Origin of the sequence: Bacillus sp. FSL K6-1218 (genome assembly GCF_038006445.1) — a bacterium.
Lineage (GTDB): Bacteria > Bacillota > Bacilli > Bacillales > Bacillaceae_G > Bacillus_A > Bacillus_A thuringiensis_S.
In genome coordinates this window covers 1632209-1653085 of the sequence record NZ_JBBOVE010000001.1, presented here as the reverse complement: position 1 = coordinate 1653085, position 20877 = coordinate 1632209, and the positions used below count along the sequence as shown (strand labels likewise).

The window sequence follows — 20877 nt, the reverse complement described above, 5'->3', positions numbered from 1 at the left end:
CATCTTATTGAAATACTTTCTTAAATTGTTTTCCTATTTCATCTTGCTCTTTCTCAACTGTTTTCCAATCAATATTTAATACTGGAATCTCTTCTACATTTGGTCTATTTTCAGCTTTTATATCTGTTCTACCAGGCAATAAATACGCTTTAGCAACTTGTTTTTGTACATCATCGGATAATAAATAATCAATAAACTCTTTTGCACCTTCAACATTTTTACTATCCTTCATAATCCCCGCTGCACGTGGGCTAATAACTGTTCCGCTTTTTGGATATACGATATCAACAGGTTCCCCCTTTGCTTTTGCGCTGTACGTCATATAATCAACACCCGCAATTACCATATCTTTCGCACCTGTTACAACTGGATCTAACGCTTCCTGATTTGCTCCTGCTACTGTAACTTCATTTTTCTTAAGCTGCTCAAATAAATTCCATCCATCTTGTCCATTCTTTTTCACGTATCCTGTTACAAAATCTAATGCTGAACCTGAAAGTGCTGGATCTGGAAGATTCGCTTTCCCTTTCCATTCTCCTTTCGTTATATCGCTCCAATCTTCAGGTGCTGTCTTCACATTTTTTGTATTGTACACAATCCCTAATGCTGAAGCACTATACCCGAAATAATGCCCTTTATCATCTGACCATTCAGAACGCAGCTTATCAGCTTGTTTCGCCTCTTTATAAGCTAACGTTTGACCCTCTTTCTTTAATCCTTCCATCGCTGGTAAGGAAGCGAGTACGACAACGTCAACGACTGGATTTTTCTTTTCAGCTTCCATTCTCGCTAAAATTTTACCAGTTGTCCCTTGAAACATTTCTACCTTTATACCAGTTTTCTTTTCAAAGTCTTTTTGAATTTTTTCTGCTAACCCTTTTGGCCCTGCACTATATACAACAATTTTCTTTTCATTCGTATTTGTACTTTTTGCATCTGCATTACCTGTCTTTGAACTACAACCTGTTACTACAGTAGAAAATAGTAAAGTACATACAAATAAAGACTTAAGCGAACTGAATTTCTTCATACGATTCTCCCCCTATATGATGAATACATTTTTTTGGTACATATAACGATACTGGTTTCCCGATGCTTAGCTTACTATTGTTATAGGCTGTCCAGATGCCTAAATTCCCCATATTTATTTTCACTTCATAACGTTCCCCTACATATGTAACGTGCTTAATTTCACCTGTATACATTTCGCACACATCATTTTTTGTCCAACTCACATGCTCTGTACGAATCATTTTCTTACCCTCTACAAGCCAATTCGCCTTACCAATAAATTTGGCAACAAATTCATGAGACGGTTTCACATAAATATCTTCCGGTGTTCCTTTTTGTAATACTTCTCCTTGTTTCATGACAATAATTTGGTCTGACATTGACATTGCTTCTGTTTGGTCGTGAGTGACATACAGTGCAGTTAAACCAATGGAATGAACGATATCCATAAGCTCTATTCTCATTTCTTCTCGCAAAATTGCATCGAGTGCACTTAGTGGTTCATCAAACAAAATAAAATGAGGTTTTGTTACAATTGCTCTAGCGAATGCGACACGTTGTTGCTGTCCACCAGAAAGTTCGTGTGGATACCTTTTCTCCATACCTTGCAAGCGAACTCGCTTTATCGCATCTTCTACTTTTTCTCGTAAATGATTCGTTTGCTTTGTAGCCCTTAAACCAAATGCAACATTTTCAAAAACAGTCATGTGCGGCCATAAAGCAAAATCTTGAAATACCATACCGATATTCCGTTCATGAGGAGATGTCTTTATCTTTTTTGTAGCAGAATACATGCACTGGTCTCCAAAATATATTTCTCCCTTATCCGGTTCTTCAAGCCCTGCTATCATTCTAAGTAAAGTCGTTTTCCCACACCCCGAAGGCCCTAAAAGTGTAGTGAATTCCCCTTGTTTCATTACAATCTGCAACGGCTTTAACGCCTGTGTTTTTCCAAATGTCTTTTCTAATCCACTAATTGTAATATCCATTGCTTCACCTCTCTCCCCTCATTCTTAACCTGCTTTCATTCTATATGGAAGATTTATACTGAATGTTAATGTACTGTAAAGATTAAATTAAAAAACTTCTAATAAACTATTTATTTCTATAGATTTTTTCTATAGTTAAAATAAAAAAGGCGGCAATTCATAATGAATCTCTTAAAATTAGAAATTGTAGTACTTATTAAGAAATACAAAAAGCTTACAATCGTTGCAGAAAAACTTGGCGTTAAACAACCAACTATTACATTTCATATAAAAAGCTTAGAAGAAGAACTCGGTGTGTCTTTATTCGAATTACGTTCTGGAAGGTATTTCTTAACAGAGGCTGGTGAGGCTTTGCACCATTATGCTTCTAAAATAGATGCACTTATGAAAGAAGCTAGACGTGTCACGCAAGAGTTTAAAGATTTTAATAAAGGTGCTATAACAATCGGCGCTAGTTATGTACCAGCGACTTATCTTTTGCCAGAAGTCGTTCATGAATTTCAATGTGAATTTCCCAATATAAAAATAACGCTACTAGTTAAAACAGCCCCTGAAATTCGAATGATGCTACAAAATCACGAAATCGATCTTGGGATAATTTCCGCTGCTCCATTTGATGAACCACTTTTAAAACAAACGAATATAATACCTGATACACTTGTTCTTGCCTTTTCCAAAGAACATCATTTTTCAAAGAAAGAAAATGTATCGTTACAAAATATCGAAAAGGAACGCATACTATTGCATCGTAATCCATCTACAACGAGAGATTTACTTACAAAATGGATGTCAGTTCATAACATTACATTCCAATCAGAAATTGAATTAGACTCATTAGAAACGATGAAACAAATTTTAAAATATGGTAATGGAATTGCCTTTATTTCTAAACTTGCTATTGAGCAAGAAATACAACGAAATGAGCTATGCTATATACCAATCCCAGAATTTGAATTTCAGCGTAATATTTATACGATTCATCATGAGGACAGATGGAATTCTAAAATCATTTCTTTTTTACTACAGAGCATCCATTCATTTGCAACAAAAAATTAAAAGGCTGTCGTTATGCACGACAGCCTTTTACACTATAAATCTATTTATTTTTCTTTGCCTCAATTTTTGCTTGCGCCTCTTCAGCCTTATCTAATGCTTCTGATACTTTCTTCTCTTTTTCTTTCACTTCATCTATACTATCGACAGCTTTAATAATTTTATCGATTCCTTCTTCTTCTACCTTTCTACGCTTTGCTACTCTTTCATTCACTTTCTCTTCTACATCTTTTGCTTTTTGAAGCATATTCTCTGCATTTGATGTTACAGCTTTTTCAAGTGCATCATCTTTTTTCTTTTGTAACACTTCATTTGCAATGTCTTTCGCTTCTAAATACTTACCGTCTTTTAATGCTGTTGCCCCGTGATCCATTTTCTCAGCAACTTCTTTATATGATTTCGCTTCATTTCCTGATTTCTCTTTTTCTGCTTTTTCGAACCACATTGTTGCATCACTATACTTTTCATCTTTCAATGATTGCATACCTGTTTCAATATATGTGTCATAATTGCTACATCCAGCCATTACGATTAATAGAAAAAGCATAACAAAACTTAATTTTTTCATGCTGTTGTCTCCTTTTCTTTGCAAGCTCACTTTACTTTAACATACATGAAAAAGAGTTTCAAAAACTAAAATACTAATTCGGTCATTTTTATTTTGTTAAGTCAAATTTCCTTTTAGGCAGACACATCCACTTGCTTTTTCATTACATGCTTCTTTACTCCTACTAATACAACTAACAATAAGCCTCCGCCTAATGTCATCATAACAATGCTAGTTGGCAACATATCTAATAATAATCCATACACAATCATACCGAGTGGTGCGATTGCAGTAGAAATTGTTTCAAGTAAGCCGAAAACGCGTCCTAAATAATTTGGATTTGTCGTCTTTTGCAAATGTACTTGCATCGGAATATTTACAACCATCATTGATATACCAGTTAACATCATAAAAGCGATATAGTAAATAAAACTTGCTACTTTCGGAATGGTGACTACTAATGGAAACACTGTACATAAACTCAAGCTCGCAAATAAAAACAACCCAATATAAACAGAGCGAAACGGATTATTCACTTCTTTACGTACTGATAACGCAATTGCACCAATTAACATCCCAACTGCTAACATTCCCTCTACAACACCGAGTTGCTTCGAAGATAGATGCAAATTTTGAACAATAATATATGGAAGTGAAACGAAAAGTGCACTCGCAAAAAAGTTTACCCCTACTGCAATTTTCATTAAACCATATATTTCACGTTGTCTTTTTACATATAAAAAACCTTCTTTTATACTCGTCAAGAAATGCTCTGTACTTTCAGCCACTTCTTTTTTATATAAATCAAATACGATAAATAATTGCAAAATAACCGCTAAAAAGAACGTAATGCTATTTAATAGGAAAAACGATTTAATTGAAAAGAAACCAAATACAACTCCACCAATAATCGGTGCTAAAATATTTGATAAAGATGCTGCCGTCTGGTTCAAAGCACTCGCTTTTTGAATACGTCCCTCATCTACTAAACTTGGAATAGATGAAGTTAATGCAACAGAATAAAAACTCGCACAAATTGATAATAATGCTGCTGAAACATAAATAAACAGAAGTGATGGCCCAAAAGTAGTTGCAAGGATAAACATAATAAGCATTGTTAAACTACTTAACAAATCAGTACCGATGACAAGCCATTTTCGATTAACACGGTCAGCTACAGCACCAGCAATCGGTCCACAGATCAGCCTTGGAATCGATCCGCAAATAAGCGTAGTTGCAAACCCCATTCCTGAACCCGTTGTCTTTAATACGTATAATCCCATTGCAAACGTATAAATACCCGCTCCTAACAAGGACGTCATTTTTCCAATCATCATTAAAATAATATTTCTCGTTGCAATCTTCATTTTCCAATCATTTTGACCTATATTTACATCCCCCATTATGACACTCTCCCCTTAAAAGTTAAATTGTGTTAAACTTATTATATAATTAACTTTCCAATTTTTACAACAAAAAGTTTAATTGTATTTAACTTTAAAATTATAAAGGAGCATATAATGGCTACTCTCGGTGCAAAAATTAAAACGTTACGAAAAGAAAAAAAGCTTACTCAAACTGATTTAGCAGGTTCAGTACTAACAAAAAGTATGCTTAGTCAAATTGAAAATGGAAAAGCTACGCCTTCCATGAAAACATTACAATATATTGCTGAAAAACTTGGATGTGAAACGAGTTTTTTATTAGAAGAAGATGATGTAGAAATTGTAGCACTCATTCAAAAAATGGAGCCATTAATAAAAGCAAATAAATGCGATGAAGTATATGAAACTTTACTACCTATCGTTCAAAAAGAACTACCTCTTACTTTAAATACAGCACGTTTATATAAGCAGTTCATAACTGGAGCGGCCATTATGAACGATTACAATATTGAATATTACGTTGAAACAGCTGTTTCTATATTTGAAAAATATACTTTGTATCGCGAAAGTACTGAAACGAAACTACTGTTTTACTATATGCTCTACAAACGGAAAAAATATAAAGAATGTTTACAGTTGATTACCAGAATTCGCGATGAATATAAAACGAAGAATTTAGAAATGGATCTTATTACACATATACAATTATATTTAAAAGAAGCAATTATTTTACTCGCATATGGTAATTATGAAAAATGTGAAAAAATCATTTTAGATGCACTTGCATTTTCAAAAAAACATCAAGTGTATTATAAAACAGATGAATTTTACCGTATTTTATCTTATCAAAAAATCATTACAACCGATAAAGAACGATATTTATATTACATAAAAAAATCGGAGCAATTTGCCATTTTTACAGAAGATACTTTATCCGCTGCAAATATAGATATATTAAAAGCTTATTACTACAATACCGTTACGAATGAATATACAATTGCATTAGAACATTTAGAACAATTCCGAGAAAAACTAAAAGATGTACCGATTTTTCAAGACGATGGATTGTATTATCTTGAAAAAGGAAAATCTCTGTATGGTTTAAAACGTTACGAGGAAGCTTTGGAAACATTAAAACGTGCTAACATTCCAGATTATATGAGTCATCCACTTGATCAGTCATGGTTATTAACAGCTGGATCATATCGTGCCCTGTGTCATATAGAACTTCAAGATAAAACGGCTGCTCTGAAAGAAGCAAAAGAAGCAGTTCAAACGATGGATGGTTATCCTAATTCCATCTTTTCTTCATTTATTAAAGAAACATTACAAATAATACAAAAACTTTAAGAATATCTCTAAATGGTATATTATTCCTCTTTTTTAGCAAAGATAATAATGATGGGAGGAATATAAATGAATATACAACGTGCAATAGAGCTTTCTGTGTCAGCGGAACAAGCCAATGTCAGTTTTCAAGGCATGCCTGTTATGATTCAACACGTCGATGAAAGCAATGAAACCGCCCGCATATATGAAGTAAAAAACCCAGGACGCGAATTAACTGTTCCAGTTAATAGCTTAGAGGAAATATAAGAAATGCCACTTCTCTTTTGAAGTGGCATTTTTCTTATGAATCAAAAATACAACTATTATTTCTTCTAATTTTTTAAGCTTATAATAAGAAAATGTAAATTTTATACTCTAAACCTATATTTTGTGATATTGTACAATCTGAAAATAATTAAATCTTTATAGATGAATAACATAAAGTTTTTTCTATTTCCAACTCTATACATAAAGGAGGAATTGTATGAGCCTCTCTATATACGAAGGTTTAGGTGTTATTTTTTTCGTAATCATTATTACTTACGCCCTTGCACACAAATATTTATGGTCAAAAAAATTACTTATTATTCTATTTCTCATTTGTAATGCTATTTATCTTATTTGGCGAACTTTTTATTCGTTACCAACTATTAATCTCATAAGTATTATCGCTGGTATTATATTGTTAATTACAGAATGGGCTGGTTACTTACAATCTATCGTTTTTAGCATTGTTTCATGGAAACCATATAAACGGAAAGAAGTACCATTATCCACTTTTGAAAAACTACCTACTGTCGACATATTTATTGCCACTTACAATGAACCGATCGATTTGTTAAAACGTACTGTAGTTGGTTGTACGTTGATTACTTATCCGAAAGAGTTACTAAACATTTATATTTGTGACGACGGGCGCCGTGAAAGTGTAAAGCAACTTGCGGCAGATTTTTCTGTTCATCACATAACTCGCACCGAAAACAAGCATGCAAAAGCTGGAAATTTAAATCATGCGATGCTTCATTCAAAAGGTGATATTATCGTAACAATGGATGCCGATATGATACCACGAGCTAACTTTTTAGAGCGAACGATTGGTTATTTTTCTAAAAATAATGTTGTATTCGTTCAAGCACCACAAGTTTTTTATAATGCTGATCCTTTCCAATATAATTTGTTTTTTGAAGATAACATCGCCAATGAACAAGATTTCTTTATGCGCCAGTTAGAAGAAGGGAAAGATCGCTTTAATGCTACGATGTATGTTGGTAGTAACGCCCTATTTCGCCGCACCGCGCTTGAAGAAATTGGAGGATTTGCGACTGGAGTTATTACTGAAGATATGGCAACTGGTATGCTACTACAAGCTAACAAATGGGAAACTATATTTGTCAATGAAACACTAGCTGTTGGATTATCCCCAGAAACATTTAGTGATTTATTAAAACAACGGGACCGCTGGTGTAGAGGGAACATTCAAGTCGTAAAAAAATGGAATCCTTTCACTATAAAAGGATTATCTTTTATGCAGCGTCTTTTATATGCAGATGGAATTCATTATTGGTTTTTCGGTGTTTATAAAATGATATTTTTACTAGCACCGCTATTATTTTTAGTATTTGATATTTATAGTTTAGAAATTAATTTCATGCACTTATTTATGTTCTGGGCACCTGCCTTTTTAACATCACAGCTTATTTTCAAAGCTGTTTCTAATAAAAAACGAACAACTACGTGGAGTCATGTGTACGAAGTTGCTATGGCTCCTTATATGGGATTTGCTATTTTATCAGAAACTTTCTTACATAAGAAGTTTCAATTTCATGTGACAAGAAAGGGAGTTCAAAATAATACAAGGCATTTTTTATGGATTGCAAGCATGCCTCATCTCATATTACTCATTTTAACAATTATTGCACTTATTCGAGCAACACTTATGCTCTTATACCCTGAGCAATATCATATTGAAAGAGAGAGCTTATATATTAATATTTTCTGGGTACTATACAACGGGATAGCTATTGTCACTTCACTATTTGTAGCATTTGAAAGACCGCGTTTTCGAAATTCAGAACGTTTCGTAGTAAATTTACCAGGTACTTTATATGCCGAAGATATGATCATTTCTTGCAATGTCCTTGATATTAGTGACACGGGGGCACGTTTTGAATTAGATTCCTCCATTCCATTTGAAACTTTATCAAGTCTATCTTCCTATATGCTATCTTTTGGCGAGGTAGAAAAGATTCATAGTACAAAAAAATGGATTCGGAGACAAGAAAATTCTGTACAAGTTGGTGTATCATTTGATGATGTATCCCATGAGCAATATTGTAAACTTATTCTTCATCTATTTAGTAAACCGGTTAATGACCGGGTGGAAAAGGTGTACGATAAAGCATTTCTTACACTAGCAATTGCATCTTTCATAAAAAACACAAAAAAAGCACCAAGACAATTTCGCAGACAACATATACGTGAGCAACTGATGTCCCCTGGAATATTGCATATGAATGGGATGCCAATTGAAGCGACCATTATCGACTATAGTACAGGTGGGTGCCAAGTACAAACGAACATCCCACTTGTAATTGACCAAATTATACAAGTAACAATGGAAGAGCGTAATATTCAAAAGAGAAATGCACAAGTGTGTTGGATTCAAAAAAAGGGTCGTAAAATATATGCTGGATTAAAATTCACAGCGTAAAAAAGAAAAGAAGCGTCATGCTTCTTTTCTTTTTTTTACATGCTAAAATACTTATTAAAGGGGGAATTTATATGGAAAATGCTTCACAAAAGGCGAATCATTATTATGCCGTGATATTCACTTCTAATTTATCAAATGATACAACAGACTATAATACCGTTGCCGAAAAAATGGAGGAGCTTGCAAAGCAACAACCTGGATTTTTAGGTGTAGAAAGTGCACGAGGTAATTCTGGGCTCGGAATAACAATTTCTTATTGGGAATCACTTGATGCAATTGAAAATTGGAAGAAGAACGCCTTACATAAAGAAGCGAAAAAAAGAGGTCGTGAGCAATGGTATGAAAACTTCCATCTGCGTATTTGCCTTGTTGAGAAAGAATTTAAGTTTCAAAGAGGCACAATATAACTATGAAGGAAAAATTAGCTCTCGTTATTGTTCATGAAATATATGGTGTGAACGACCATATGCATCACGTTACCCAGCACTTTACTTCATCTCATATAGACGTATTCTGTCCTAATCTTCTACACTTACAACATGCATTTCATTATCGTGATGAAGAAAAAGCATATCAACATTTTGTAAATCATATTGGATTTGATTATGGAAAAAAGCAAATTGAAGAATTCATTTCTCATCTTTCTAGTAGTTATACACATATTGGACTTATCGGCTTTAGTGTTGGAGCTACCATCTCATGGCTATGTAGTAACAATCCGAAAATAGATTTTATTATCGGATGTTACGGTTCTCGTATACGCGACTATGTTCACATAAAGCCTACATGCGCTACACTACTTATATTTCCTGAAAAAGAAGCTAGTTTTTCAGTATCCTCTTTAATTCAAACATTGCAGCAACAAAAAAATCCTTTACTAGAAATACAACAACTACACGGTGAACATGGATTTCTAAATCCGTACACTGAAAAATATAACGGGCACTCTACAAAACAAGCATACAATGTAATAGATTCATTTCTTGTAAAGTGAAACTTTATTAGTTTTTTATTTGGGTTATTTTTGTTAATTCTTTCGGGGATGTAATAGAAGAAGGAAGAAAAGCCAACTTTCAACTTTTCTTCCTTCTATGTTTACCTTTAGCTTTCACTGTCACTGATTCACAAGGTGTATAATATATTTGAGGTGTCGCCCTATCAACAAACATCATAAATGTAATAAAGCCGATAATAAAGAAAATAAATAACGTTAATAATATTGCTCCTATCGTTAAAAGTATCATAACACCACCCCTATACAATTTATATTATTATACCTTTCGCTATTATATGAGCGTAATCCTTTTTAGAAAAAGAAACGTAACAAAATAATCACAACCACTCCCGTTAATACTGTACCTAATAAACTACGAGTATATATTGCAACAAGAAATGTTGGAATTGCTGCGATAAGGTAATCCCACTGCATCGTCTCATGCATAAATAAAACTTGTGCTAAAAGCGCTGCTAATATCGCAATTGGTATGTAATTTAACCATTTTAAACCCCAGTCAGGAATTTGTAGTTTGCTAAATACGAGTAGAGGTAAAATACGTGGCACGAGTGTAACAGCTCCTGCTGCTAGTAAAAGTAATAATATATCTAATCTCATTTCCATTTTTCAATCACCACTCCAATCGTCGCAGCTAGTAAGGTTGCGATAATAACCGCTATACTATCTGGCATAAATAGGTGTGAAACGTATGCGATGATAATCGCTACAATTGCAACACTTAAATGAATTGCTAGTTTTGGTTTACTACTTATGAGCTGAAGAACAAATAATCCAATAAACATCGCTGGTAATGCATAATCCATCCCGTATGTATGTGGATCTGGTATCCACTCACCAAACAGCCCACCAATAATAGTAGCAAGAATCCAATTTAAATACGCTGTTACGTTAAGCCCGATCATCCATCTTTCACCTAAATATCCTTTTTGCGCCGCGTGTTGCACTGCAACGCCGAAAGTTTCATCTGTAATTTGCGAACCGATGATTAAGTTTTTAAATAGAGGAATTTTCGTAAAGTACGGCGCGAGTGCAGCACTCATAAGAAGATGGCGCAAGTTAACAAAAAATACAGTAAAAATAATTGCGGAAGCAGGAGCACCGGCTGCATACATACCAGCTAATATAAATTGGGCAGAACCTGCATAAATTAAAGTGGACATAAATGCAATTTCAATGATAGAAAAACCTGCTGTTTTTGCAATTACACCAGCTGCTATACCGATGCTCAAGTAACCAAATACAGTTGGTAAACAATCTTTTACTCCTTGCTGAAATGTATCATCGCTCTGCAAAGCTACATGTGCCTGAGCTTTACTCATCTCTATCATCCTCCATTCCTTCTAAAGTTCGTTTTCCTGTTACGACATGAACTAAATCTATATTTTCACGCCATAACGTATCTAACTTATCAGCCCCAAATTCCTTCGTGATTTCTTCAACCATAATATCGTGCCGCACATACTCTGTAGCAACGAGAACTAGCGCTGGGTCATACGTTGTAACGGCCCATGAAGTGCTATCATTTGAGAAGTTCGCAATTAATACTTCCTCTCCATCACGCGCAATAACAGTTAAATGACCACCCATTCTCTTTTCAACAACGTGAGGCGTCATATAATTATGGTGAAACGTCGCTCCTATTTTTGTTTCTGGAGCTCCAAATAAGATTGAAAATATATGTACGCCTTCCTCTTCCTTTTGATGAATGTATGGCTCAATTTCATGCACTTGGTCTTCCCATACAGAAATCCATAATTCTTCCTTTGCCCTATTAATTATATTGCATATTTCTTTTAAAACACGATCATTTGAGCGAATATGTGAAATTACATCAATCTGTCTTTCTTGTTCTAAACAATTTAATTTCTCATCTAAAAATTCAAAGGACTTTTCAAAGTCTTTTCGCATTCGATTCATTAATTCGGTAGCTGGTACTGATACATATTTAACTGGTTCAGAAGGTACAATATGCACCGCTCCTTTATCCATTAACTTACCGAGTACCTCGTAAATCATAGAACGAGGTACTCCTGTTTGTTTACTCACTTCATAGCCAGTTACTGGGGAATGTTTTAACAATCCAATATACGCTTTACATTCATATTGGGAAAATCCTAACTTTTGTAATTCCTTTATAATTTCATCCATCGGTAACCCCTCACAATCTAAATCGCTCTTACTTCAAAACGGCGATTTTGCTTCCCTTTACTTTTTACTTTATCAATAACAAGTGTTCCTATTTCACTTGTGTTTTTCACATGTGTGCCTCCACAAGCTTGTTCGTCTAAGTTTTCAATTGTAACAATGCGGATTTCTTGGATAGTAGTTGGCAGGAGATTTATTGCTGTTTTAATCATTCCTACAGCATTTTCTGCTTCTTCGCGGCTCATATAACGAGTGGAAATTTCTTTATTTTGCTTAATAAGTTTATTCACTTCCTCAACAATTTCTTCTACTTCCACGCTCGATAACTCTTGTAACTCATTAAAATCGATACGTGCTTTATCAGGATAAATTTGATTTCCGGTGCATAGAGCTCCATACTTTTCATAAACTACAGCTCCGATAAGATGCAGTAAAGAGTGATGACGCATTAAATTATGACGTCTTTCCCAATTAATCTCTAATTTAACTGGACCTAATTTTACTTGAGCTTCATCTTTTATATAGTGAACTATTTCTCCCTGCTCCTTCTTTACTTTTTTAACTTCAAATACAGACCCATCTTGTACAATGACACCCGTATCACATTCCTGTCCTCCACCAGTTGGATAAAAAACTGTTTCTTTTACAAATACTTTATTCCCTTCCACTCTTATCACTTCTGTCTCGCAACTTGTTTTGTATGCATCTTCTAAATATAATGCCGTTTTCATACTCTCACCTCTTTAGTAGTTATAGTTATACCTACTAATATAAAAAATAATATTCATACAGTCAACTTATATTTCAGAATTTTTAATTTTAAACAAAAAAAGCCTTTTATAATAAGGCTTTTTTCTACATGCTATTATTTATTTTAACTGTAAAGTATTTAATATGTTTCCCTCCAAATGCTCCCGTAAAGTAGAACCTGTATACTCTTCCCTAAATACCCCTGCCTTCACAAATAAAGGAATGACTTCACTAAAGAATAGATTTAGTGACTTGGGAGGTCCTCCTGGAATAGCAATAAATCCATCTAACGCTCCGGCCTCAAACCTATCCATAATTTGCTTCGCAACGTCTTTTGGTGTACCAACCGCAACCCAATGAGCCGATCCAACAACTTCTGGTCGCTCTAGTATTTGTTCAACTGTTGGTTCATTTTTAATAATGAAATGCCGTAATAATTCTGCATGTGTTTTACTACGTACAGTTTGATCCCGACTTGGCAGCATCTCTTCGGTAATTTTACTTTCTAGCGGAATCCCCCTCGCATCTAATCCGAGAACCATTTCAAGTAACGCATATCTCTTCTCTTTTGTGAGATGTTGATGAGCTTGCCTATGCATTTCTAGCGCCTCTTCATATGTATCACCTATAAAGAAATATAATCCAGGTAATACGCGTATAGCATCTTGCTTTCGGCCATGCTGTTCTGCTCTTCTTCTTAAATCTTGACGAAGTTCAATTCCTGACTCTACATCTGGCGTTGCGGCAAAAATTGCATCAGCAACAGAAGCAGCAAAATTCCGACCAGACTCTGAAGCACCAGCTTGAAACAATGGCATTTCTCCTGATATATGCTGCGGAATATTAAGTGGACCTTTTACCTTAAAGTACTCACCATTATGCTCAATAGGCTTTACCATCTCTCTAATAACATCAGGATTATCTACTTTCAATACTTCATTAGGGTGACTCCTCCAAAGTTTTTTTACTAACTCTGTACATTCTGCCGCTTTCGCGTATCGTTCCTCAGATGATGGCATCTCTTCCTCACCAAAGTTTTCAGCACCGTCAATGGATGTAACAATATTCCACCCTACTCGGCCGTTACTAATCCAGTGTAACGATTGTAATTGCCTTGCTAATATATATGGTGGATAAAACGAAGTTGAAGCAGTTGTAACGACTCCAATTTTTTCTGTCGCATAAGCAATAGCAGTAAACAGTAACGTCGGGTCTAAAATGACATTCCCTTTATTACGAGCAATTAAATCTGGGTGCGCCACTAAATAATCGGCTTTAAAAACAAAATCTAACTTAGCCTTTTCTGCCTGTAGTGCCAACTCTACTTGTTCATCAATTCCGGAATTAAACTCATTCTCTTGTTCTTTCTTTCTAGAATTTAAACATAATCCAATGCAAAGTTGATTCTTTGTAGACATATATACACCATCCCCTTGTTTTTAATTCACTTAGTTAAACAAATGTTGCTGTCATTATGAAATTCTATTCTTATGAAAATAGATAAAATGATATTGATAATCATTATCATTTTATGATGTAACTGTAATAAAAGCAATAACAAAAAAGACTCCCACTTTTGGAAGTCTTTTATCTCAATATTTCATTCGCTTCTTTTTCATAAATTTTATCAAATGACGTCATAACGCGCTGTGATGCTTGAATCATTTTTTGATCCGTCATAAGATCGGCCATCTCTTTCGTCATATCAACATTTGAATTTTCTAGCATATGATTTTTTACTATTCCTGCTCCGTTCGGTAAATTAGCAATGTTTCCTTCTGCTAGTGTAAAGCTTTTGTTCTCACGTTGCACGAGACGAGCATTCGTTTCGGCATCTACGGTTTTTGTTTGTAAATGAGCAATATTATTTTGTGTTACTTCATCATATAATGTACCGTCTGCTTGTACAGCAACCTTTGCTCCTTCCGGAATACGAATACGCTCATTATTCTCTCCCATTACGAAAGCACCTGAAGATGTTTGTAAATAACGATCACTATTTAATGTGAAACTACCATCTCTCGTTAAAAACGTTTCATCATTTTTAGAAGTAACGAAAAATGATGTTGTGCCGGCCGCGCCGTCATCTAAAAAGAAATCTGTAGCGCTATTTGTCATTTGTATATTTCCTTGTATTAAATTCACATGTGTTGCAGCTGGTACTACAGCGTAATCGACCGAACCGATATTTGTTACCGCCCCATCTCCTCGGCGATATGTGTCTTGTACATCAAATACTTTAGACGTCATATTTTCTGCTTTAAATCCTGTCGTCTGAGCATTTGCAACGTTATTCGAATGAACATTAATACGCTGCATGTAGTTCATCATACCCATAGAACCTATATAAAGACCGTTCATATTCGTTTGAATAAGGCAAGCGCCTTATTCTTCACCTCTTTTCTACGATGTTTGTAACATTTGTTTCGCTAAATGTTCAGCTGTAGCGATATGTATATTTTTCTTTATATCTTGTCCGTCTGTCATTAATACAATAGGAGCTGATGATACTGCTGGAATTTTCAACAATTCACCACTACTTGCTGTTTCATCAAATTTTGTAAACACAATACCATCTATATGAATATCTTTAAAATTTGTAATGATTTCAATCATATCTTTACTTTTCATCGAAGCTGATAACGTTAAACAAATATAATCTGGTTCTACTTGTCCCATCGTTTCAATCATTTCTTCCACTGTTTCTGACGTACGATAATTTTTTCCGGCTGTATCAATTAAAATATAATCGACGCGCGCTTCTTCTTTAAAATACGTAAGCGCTCTTGTCATTGCAGCCTCATCACGCACAGCAATTACTTCAGATCCAATTGTCTTTACGTTATCTTGCAATTGCTGCACTGTCCCTATGCGCGAATGATCTGTCGTTATAAAACCAACTGTTTTTTTCTTACCGTGAAATTGCCATGCCATTTTCGCAAGTGTCGTCGTTTTACCAACACCAGTTGGACCGATTAATGCAATTGTTTGTACTTCTTTTTCAAAGACGTTTTCCGTATTGAAATGAGATTTCATATCTTCCAATATGTACCTAATAACTTCTTCTTCCGTAATCATCGTTGCATTTTCAAACTTTATTTTTAACTTTTCAGCATATGCATAAATGAAATATTGTTCCACATCGTTTTGTTCTAGCATCCGAATTACTTTTTGAATAATAAACGGTACAGATTCTTGATTTTCTTTCTTTGGAGCTACTTCTTCTTTCTTTACCGGAACGACTTGTTTCACAACTTTTTTCTTTTTCGTTACTTCCGCTTCTTTCGTCGGTTTCACAACGACAATTCCTTTTTCGAACAGCTTTAATAGTTTCTCTTTTTTTCTTGCCCATTCTTCACTATTTCCTGTTTGCATCGCCGCGTATGACATAGAAGTCGTTACGTTTTCTAAATTGTGCAGTACTGATTGAATTCCATTCGCCTTCACAATTTGTTCTGAAGGATCATTCACAACATCCATTAACTGTTCATGAAATTGAGCTGTACCTTCATTCACTTCTTCTTGTTTTTCTTCTGGAAAAGCAACTAACATTTCATAATCCTTTTTCCAGAAAAACGGTATATTTCGTTTTACACTTTCATCGACAACATAATAATAATCTGTACCATATTGGTCAAATAACTTTCGATACAATTCATTTTTCGAAGCTGCTTTTATTCGCATTAACGCTTCTTTCTTTTCTGTACTTTCCATTACTTCACCCCCTACTATTCAATATAGGCAATTTGATCCACAACAATTTCTGGTGCTAATTCGCTAATACAAAGTACTTGTGCTTCCACTTGATAACGTTCTAGCAGTCTTACAATCGCAAATCTAAAATCTTTTCTACGTGTTAATAACACTGGTTCTCTTCCCATTAAACGGGCTTGTTTAAAGACGCGCTGCACTTGCTCAACGACACGTGTTTCTAAATCTAAATCCCAGTTTAATAAGTAACCTTGATATGAATTATTCACAACATCCGCATCTAACTCAATTGAATCAGAGAAAAGCGCTGCATATATTTTTCCGTCCGGATTTTTCGCATTTTCACAAATAACTTTTGAAATACATTCACGAACAAATGATGTTACACCATCCACGTGGTTTTGATAAATTTCTTTGCCGTCAATAATACCTTCAATAATTGTTGGTAAATCACGAATAGAAATACCTTCTTTTAGAAGTTGTTTAATAACATTTTGAACGAGTGATAAATCAATTTCTTTCTTCTTAATCTCTTCTAATAGAACGCCATTATCATTTTCAAGCGAGTTAATTAAGTCTTTTACATGTTGACGCTGAATTAATTCATGAAGATTACGTCTAACGACAACATCTAAATGTGTAATTAATATGCTAAGTGGCTCTAACACTTGATAGCCTTTCATTTGTGCATCTTGTACCATATGCTCTAAAATCCAATATCCATCTTCACCGAAAATTGGATCTTTCGCTGGCTCTGCATCTAAATCAGCCATTACGTTCGGTGTTTTCAGTGCTAATAAATAACCTGATTTTAAAACACCTTCAGCCGCCTTAGCACCTTTAATTCGAATAATGTAACGTCCGCGTGGTCTAAAACTCGTATTATCTTTAAAGTTAATGCCAGGAACGTTAATACCAAGGTCGGTAATAATCGACTTCCTCATAAGAACAACTTTATCACGAGCTGTTTCCCCGTTAATCTTCTGCTTTACAAGTGCTGCTAAATCTAAACCGAGTTCTACAATAATCGGATATTTATCCGTAAATACTCCGAATGAATCTTCCACTTGTTGCAGTTGCTCATCTTCGCCTTGAATCATTTCTAATTCTTTTTGAAGCTCGTCTTCTTTTTCTTTCTTTATTCGATTTTTATTACGAATGCCTAAGAAGATAATCGTTCCACCAACGAGTGCGAATGGTAAAAACGGTAGCGGAGTAAAAATACCCATTGCGATAAATAAACCACCTAGTGCATATACAACGACTTCATGCGCTAATAGCTCTTTAAAGATACCTTCTGTTACTGTATCCGGTGAGCCGTCAAATACACGCGTTACGATAATACCTGTTGAAATTGCAAGCATTAATGAACCGATTTGGTTTACGATTCCGTCACCGACAGTTAACTGTGTATAATGAAGAGCTGCATCTGCAAAGCTCATTCTTTGCTGCATCATGCCGACAATTAAACCGAAAATAATGTTTACGAATAAAATGACAATCCCGAAAATAACGTCCCCTTTAATGAACTTCCCGGCACCATCCATCGCTCCGTAAAACTCTGTTTCCATATTTAATTTTTTACGTTTTGCCTGTGCATCTTTTTCTGAAATAATACGCTGGTTTAAATCAGCATCGATAGACATTTGTTTCCCTGGTAAAGAATCAAGTGTAAAACGAGCTGCTACTTCAGCTGTACGAGATGCACCGTTTGCAACGATAAACTGGAATATGATTAAAACTATAAAAATAACGATACCAATTAATAAGTTCCCGCCAATTACGAACTGGCCAAACTCTTCAATAACATGACCCGCATTTCCGTCTGTTAAAATCGCTCGCGTCGTCGAAACGTTAATCGATACGCGGAAAATCCCGATTAATAACAACATCGTCGGAAATGACTTTAACTCATCCCACTCGTTAATACTTGTCGCTCGCATATAAATAAGCACTGACATACTTAGTAGAAAAACGATAACGATATCAAGTATAAATGGTGGAAGTGGAATTAAGAGCGCCACAACGAATGACGCTGCTAAAAAGATAGAAAAATAGGTTCTTGCAGAATCCATCTTAAACAAAGAGATCCCCTCCAAACGCGCTATTATACTTCAAGTTCATTCGTTTGAATTAAATAGCGCATAACTTCAATTACAGCTACGTATAAATCTTCAGGAATTGTCTCATCTTCCTCGACTTGATAATATAAAGAACGAGCAAGCGGACGGTTTTCCACCATTGGTATTTCATGTTCACGGGCAAGCGTTCGTATATATAATGCGAGCTCATCTTCCCCTTTTGCAACGACAATAGGCGCCGCATCAACTTGTTTATTGTACCGAAGCACCACTGAAATATGCGTCGGGTTGTTTACAATAAACGTTGCACCATCCATCTTCTTCGCGATTGTCCCTTGCAAGATCGCATGCATAAAGTTTTTTCGTTTCCCCTTTACTTGCGGGTCCCCTTCATTATCTTTATGCTCTTGTTTCACTTCTTCTTTTTTCATCTTAATATCTTGTTCATACTCCCATTTTTGATAAATGAAATCGATAATAGAAAGAACGATTAAAATAATTAAAATTGCTAAGAAGATAAATTTAATTTGCCTAATAATTTCAGTAAGTGACGCAGTCCAGTTAAAACCAATCATACTGACGATTTTCTCTAAATTCTTTTTAAAAAGAACGTACGAAACGTAACCGATTAATCCCATATAGAACAGTGATTTCAAAATATCTACTAAACTTTTACGACTAAACAATCTCGTAAAATAGTTTTTCGGATTAATACGTGACGCTTTCGGTTTAATGACTTTAGAAGAAAATAGGAAGCCGACTTGAATCATATAATTGAATAAATGAAAAGCATATACGAGTATTAATATCGGAGCCGATACTTTCAGTAATAAAATCCCCATTAAATAAAAATACTCGGTTGAATCTGTATTTTTTCCAATTTGATCAAACAGCACCGCTACGGAATTTGCAATCTCATAACCTAGCCAATCTCCGAAAAAGTAAACGACAACTGCTAATACGAGAATGGAAAATAAATTATTTAAATCTTTACTCCGGGCAATATTCCCTTCTTCACGCGATTTTTTACGCTTCTGCGGGGTGGCCTTTTCTGTTTTATTATCCTTTGCCATGCGCGTCCCCCTACTTCGTTAAGAAAAAGTTAAATAGTTTCGTATACTCTTCAAGTAATACATCCGTCATATTTTTAAACACATAACCGAGCATCGGTACACTCATCGCAATAAACAAAATACCGCACGTAATTTTAATTACGTATGCATTCATAAAAACGTTTAATTGCGGAGCATTTTTTGCAATTAAAATTAGAACAAAGTTAATGATGAATAAACTTCCCATAAGCGGCAGAGCAATTTCAACCGCTGATGTTATCGCAAATAATAACGTTGCGAGTAGACTATCTAAAAAACTAGTCGTCAACAATTTTGAAATCGCCTCTGTATATTGAAACGACTTTAAAATCGTGGCAACGAAATAGTTAATGCCGCCAAGTGAAATAAAAATAATAAGAAAAAATATATCAAAAATGGTTGATAGTAAAGTAGACTGTGAGCCCGCATTTACATCAAACAAACTTGCTTGTGATAAACCGATATCAAAGTCTAAAATATGCCCTGCCATTTTCGGAATGTTCCACAGCATCTCTACAATTTTTGAAAGTGATAAACCAATTACAATTTGCGTTGCTGCATAAGCTGCAACGTCCCAAACTGTCTTGATGTGAGAGACATCCACTTGATCGGCCACTGTAATTGAAAGAGCAAGTCCAACTGTAACCTTCGCCATTGCTGGAATGGATCGGCCTGAGAAAAACGGTAAAAAATATAAAAATGAAGTAATGCGACAAAACGCAAAAAACGTCGCCGCCCATAATTCCATATTCATTTCAGTTCACCTATCTTAGTACGAACGCAATAGCGATGGGATTTTATCAAATAAATCTAAAATAAGCATCGTTAACTCTTGGAACATCCACGGACCTAAAATGATAATAACGAGCACAATACTCGCCATTTTCGGTAAAAACGTCAGCGTTTGCTCTTGAATTTGCATCATTGCCATAATAACCGCGATAATAATAACGACAATCAGACTTACAACGGCAATCGGCATTAAAATCATAACCCCTTTATAAAAAAAGGTTTGGAAAATATCTATAATTGGTGACGTATTCATTTATATGACTCCTAT

22 protein-coding genes are annotated in these 20877 nt (G+C 34.8%); 6 read left to right on the top strand and 16 right to left on the bottom strand.

Annotation, left to right across the window (positions count from 1 at the left end; translation table 11 throughout):
- Positions 1-4 precede the first annotated feature (4 nt).
- On the bottom strand, positions 5-1030 hold the full coding sequence (locus MHI26_RS08680; RefSeq protein WP_061666834.1) for an ABC transporter substrate-binding protein: 1026 nt from the start codon (positions 1028-1030) through the stop codon (positions 5-7).
- Positions 1008-2000 (bottom strand): ABC transporter ATP-binding protein, encoded by a 993-nt coding sequence (locus MHI26_RS08675; protein ID WP_061666835.1) that lies wholly within the window; start codon positions 1998-2000, stop codon positions 1008-1010. The genes MHI26_RS08680 and MHI26_RS08675 overlap by 23 nt, the downstream gene beginning before the upstream one ends.
- A gap of 162 nt (positions 2001-2162) precedes the next feature.
- Between MHI26_RS08675 and MHI26_RS08670 the strand changes: the two genes are divergently transcribed.
- Complete coding sequence (locus tag MHI26_RS08670) at positions 2163-3056, top strand: LysR family transcriptional regulator (RefSeq protein ID WP_001050622.1); 894 nt, start codon at positions 2163-2165, stop codon at positions 3054-3056.
- 40 nt (positions 3057-3096) lie between these two features.
- Here MHI26_RS08670 and MHI26_RS08665 read toward each other — a convergent pair whose 3' ends face one another.
- Entirely contained in the window at positions 3097-3621 is a 525-nt protein-coding gene (locus MHI26_RS08665) for a DUF4398 domain-containing protein (RefSeq protein ID WP_000736417.1), read from the bottom strand.
- Positions 3622-3734: 113 nt separating this feature from the next.
- The gene (locus MHI26_RS08660; RefSeq protein ID WP_061666836.1) at positions 3735-5003 is read right to left on the bottom strand and encodes an MFS transporter; all 1269 of its coding nucleotides are present in this window, start codon (positions 5001-5003) and stop codon (positions 3735-3737) included.
- A gap of 117 nt (positions 5004-5120) precedes the next feature.
- Between MHI26_RS08660 and MHI26_RS08655 the strand changes: the two genes are divergently transcribed.
- The 5 genes from MHI26_RS08655 (at position 5121) to MHI26_RS08635 (ending at position 10018) form a co-directional block, all read left to right on the top strand.
- On the top strand, positions 5121-6335 hold the full coding sequence (locus tag MHI26_RS08655) for a helix-turn-helix domain-containing protein (protein WP_061666837.1): 1215 nt from the start codon (positions 5121-5123) through the stop codon (positions 6333-6335).
- Positions 6336-6401: 66 nt separating this feature from the next.
- Positions 6402-6581 (top strand): H-type small acid-soluble spore protein, encoded by a 180-nt coding sequence (locus MHI26_RS08650; protein ID WP_001025734.1) that lies wholly within the window; start codon positions 6402-6404, stop codon positions 6579-6581.
- A 217-nt stretch (positions 6582-6798) separates the two neighbouring features.
- Positions 6799-9024, top strand: coding sequence for a glycosyltransferase (locus MHI26_RS08645; protein WP_061666838.1), 2226 nt, complete (start codon positions 6799-6801; stop codon positions 9022-9024).
- Positions 9025-9095: 71 nt separating this feature from the next.
- Positions 9096-9431, top strand: a complete 336-nt coding sequence (locus MHI26_RS08640) for an antibiotic biosynthesis monooxygenase family protein (protein ID WP_000426495.1) — start codon at positions 9096-9098, stop codon at positions 9429-9431.
- A gap of 2 nt (positions 9432-9433) precedes the next feature.
- The gene (locus tag MHI26_RS08635) at positions 9434-10018 is read left to right on the top strand and encodes a dienelactone hydrolase family protein (protein WP_000660118.1); all 585 of its coding nucleotides are present in this window, start codon (positions 9434-9436) and stop codon (positions 10016-10018) included.
- 79 nt (positions 10019-10097) lie between these two features.
- On the opposite strand, the gene MHI26_RS08630 is transcribed toward MHI26_RS08635, so the two are convergent.
- The 12 genes from MHI26_RS08630 to MHI26_RS08575 all read right to left on the bottom strand — a co-directional run bounded on the left by MHI26_RS08630 (position 10098) and on the right by MHI26_RS08575 (position 20862).
- Positions 10098-10268, bottom strand: a complete 171-nt coding sequence (locus MHI26_RS08630; RefSeq protein WP_000602239.1) for a DUF3951 domain-containing protein — start codon at positions 10266-10268, stop codon at positions 10098-10100.
- Positions 10269-10330: 62 nt separating this feature from the next.
- On the bottom strand, positions 10331-10642 hold the full coding sequence (locus MHI26_RS08625) for an AzlD domain-containing protein (protein WP_000425931.1): 312 nt from the start codon (positions 10640-10642) through the stop codon (positions 10331-10333).
- Positions 10633-11358, bottom strand: a complete 726-nt coding sequence (locus MHI26_RS08620) for an AzlC family ABC transporter permease (RefSeq protein ID WP_000030479.1) — start codon at positions 11356-11358, stop codon at positions 10633-10635. Before MHI26_RS08620 ends, MHI26_RS08625 begins: the two co-directional genes overlap by 10 nt.
- The gene (locus MHI26_RS08615; protein WP_000343387.1) at positions 11351-12187 is read right to left on the bottom strand and encodes a TrmB family transcriptional regulator; all 837 of its coding nucleotides are present in this window, start codon (positions 12185-12187) and stop codon (positions 11351-11353) included. Before MHI26_RS08615 ends, MHI26_RS08620 begins: the two co-directional genes overlap by 8 nt.
- A gap of 17 nt (positions 12188-12204) precedes the next feature.
- Positions 12205-12915, bottom strand: a complete 711-nt coding sequence (locus MHI26_RS08610) for an alanyl-tRNA editing protein (protein ID WP_061666839.1) — start codon at positions 12913-12915, stop codon at positions 12205-12207.
- Positions 12916-13053: 138 nt separating this feature from the next.
- On the bottom strand, positions 13054-14352 hold the full coding sequence (locus tag MHI26_RS08605; RefSeq protein ID WP_061666840.1) for an NtaA/DmoA family FMN-dependent monooxygenase: 1299 nt from the start codon (positions 14350-14352) through the stop codon (positions 13054-13056).
- Between the two features lie 169 nt (positions 14353-14521).
- The gene (locus MHI26_RS08600) at positions 14522-15295 is read right to left on the bottom strand and encodes a flagellar basal-body rod protein FlgG (RefSeq protein WP_097888634.1); all 774 of its coding nucleotides are present in this window, start codon (positions 15293-15295) and stop codon (positions 14522-14524) included.
- Positions 15296-15337: 42 nt separating this feature from the next.
- Entirely contained in the window at positions 15338-16648 is a 1311-nt protein-coding gene (gene flhF, locus MHI26_RS08595; RefSeq protein WP_000446176.1) for a flagellar biosynthesis protein FlhF, read from the bottom strand.
- A gap of 14 nt (positions 16649-16662) precedes the next feature.
- Entirely contained in the window at positions 16663-18729 is a 2067-nt protein-coding gene (gene flhA / locus MHI26_RS08590; RefSeq protein WP_061666841.1) for a flagellar biosynthesis protein FlhA, read from the bottom strand.
- Between the two features lie 23 nt (positions 18730-18752).
- Complete coding sequence (gene flhB / locus MHI26_RS08585) at positions 18753-19799, bottom strand: flagellar type III secretion system protein FlhB (RefSeq protein WP_001040119.1); 1047 nt, start codon at positions 19797-19799, stop codon at positions 18753-18755.
- A gap of 10 nt (positions 19800-19809) precedes the next feature.
- Entirely contained in the window at positions 19810-20571 is a 762-nt protein-coding gene (locus tag MHI26_RS08580; protein ID WP_001055717.1) for a flagellar biosynthetic protein FliR, read from the bottom strand.
- A gap of 15 nt (positions 20572-20586) precedes the next feature.
- Entirely contained in the window at positions 20587-20862 is a 276-nt protein-coding gene (locus tag MHI26_RS08575; RefSeq protein ID WP_001098080.1) for a flagellar biosynthetic protein FliQ, read from the bottom strand.
- Positions 20863-20877: the final 15 nt, after the last annotated feature.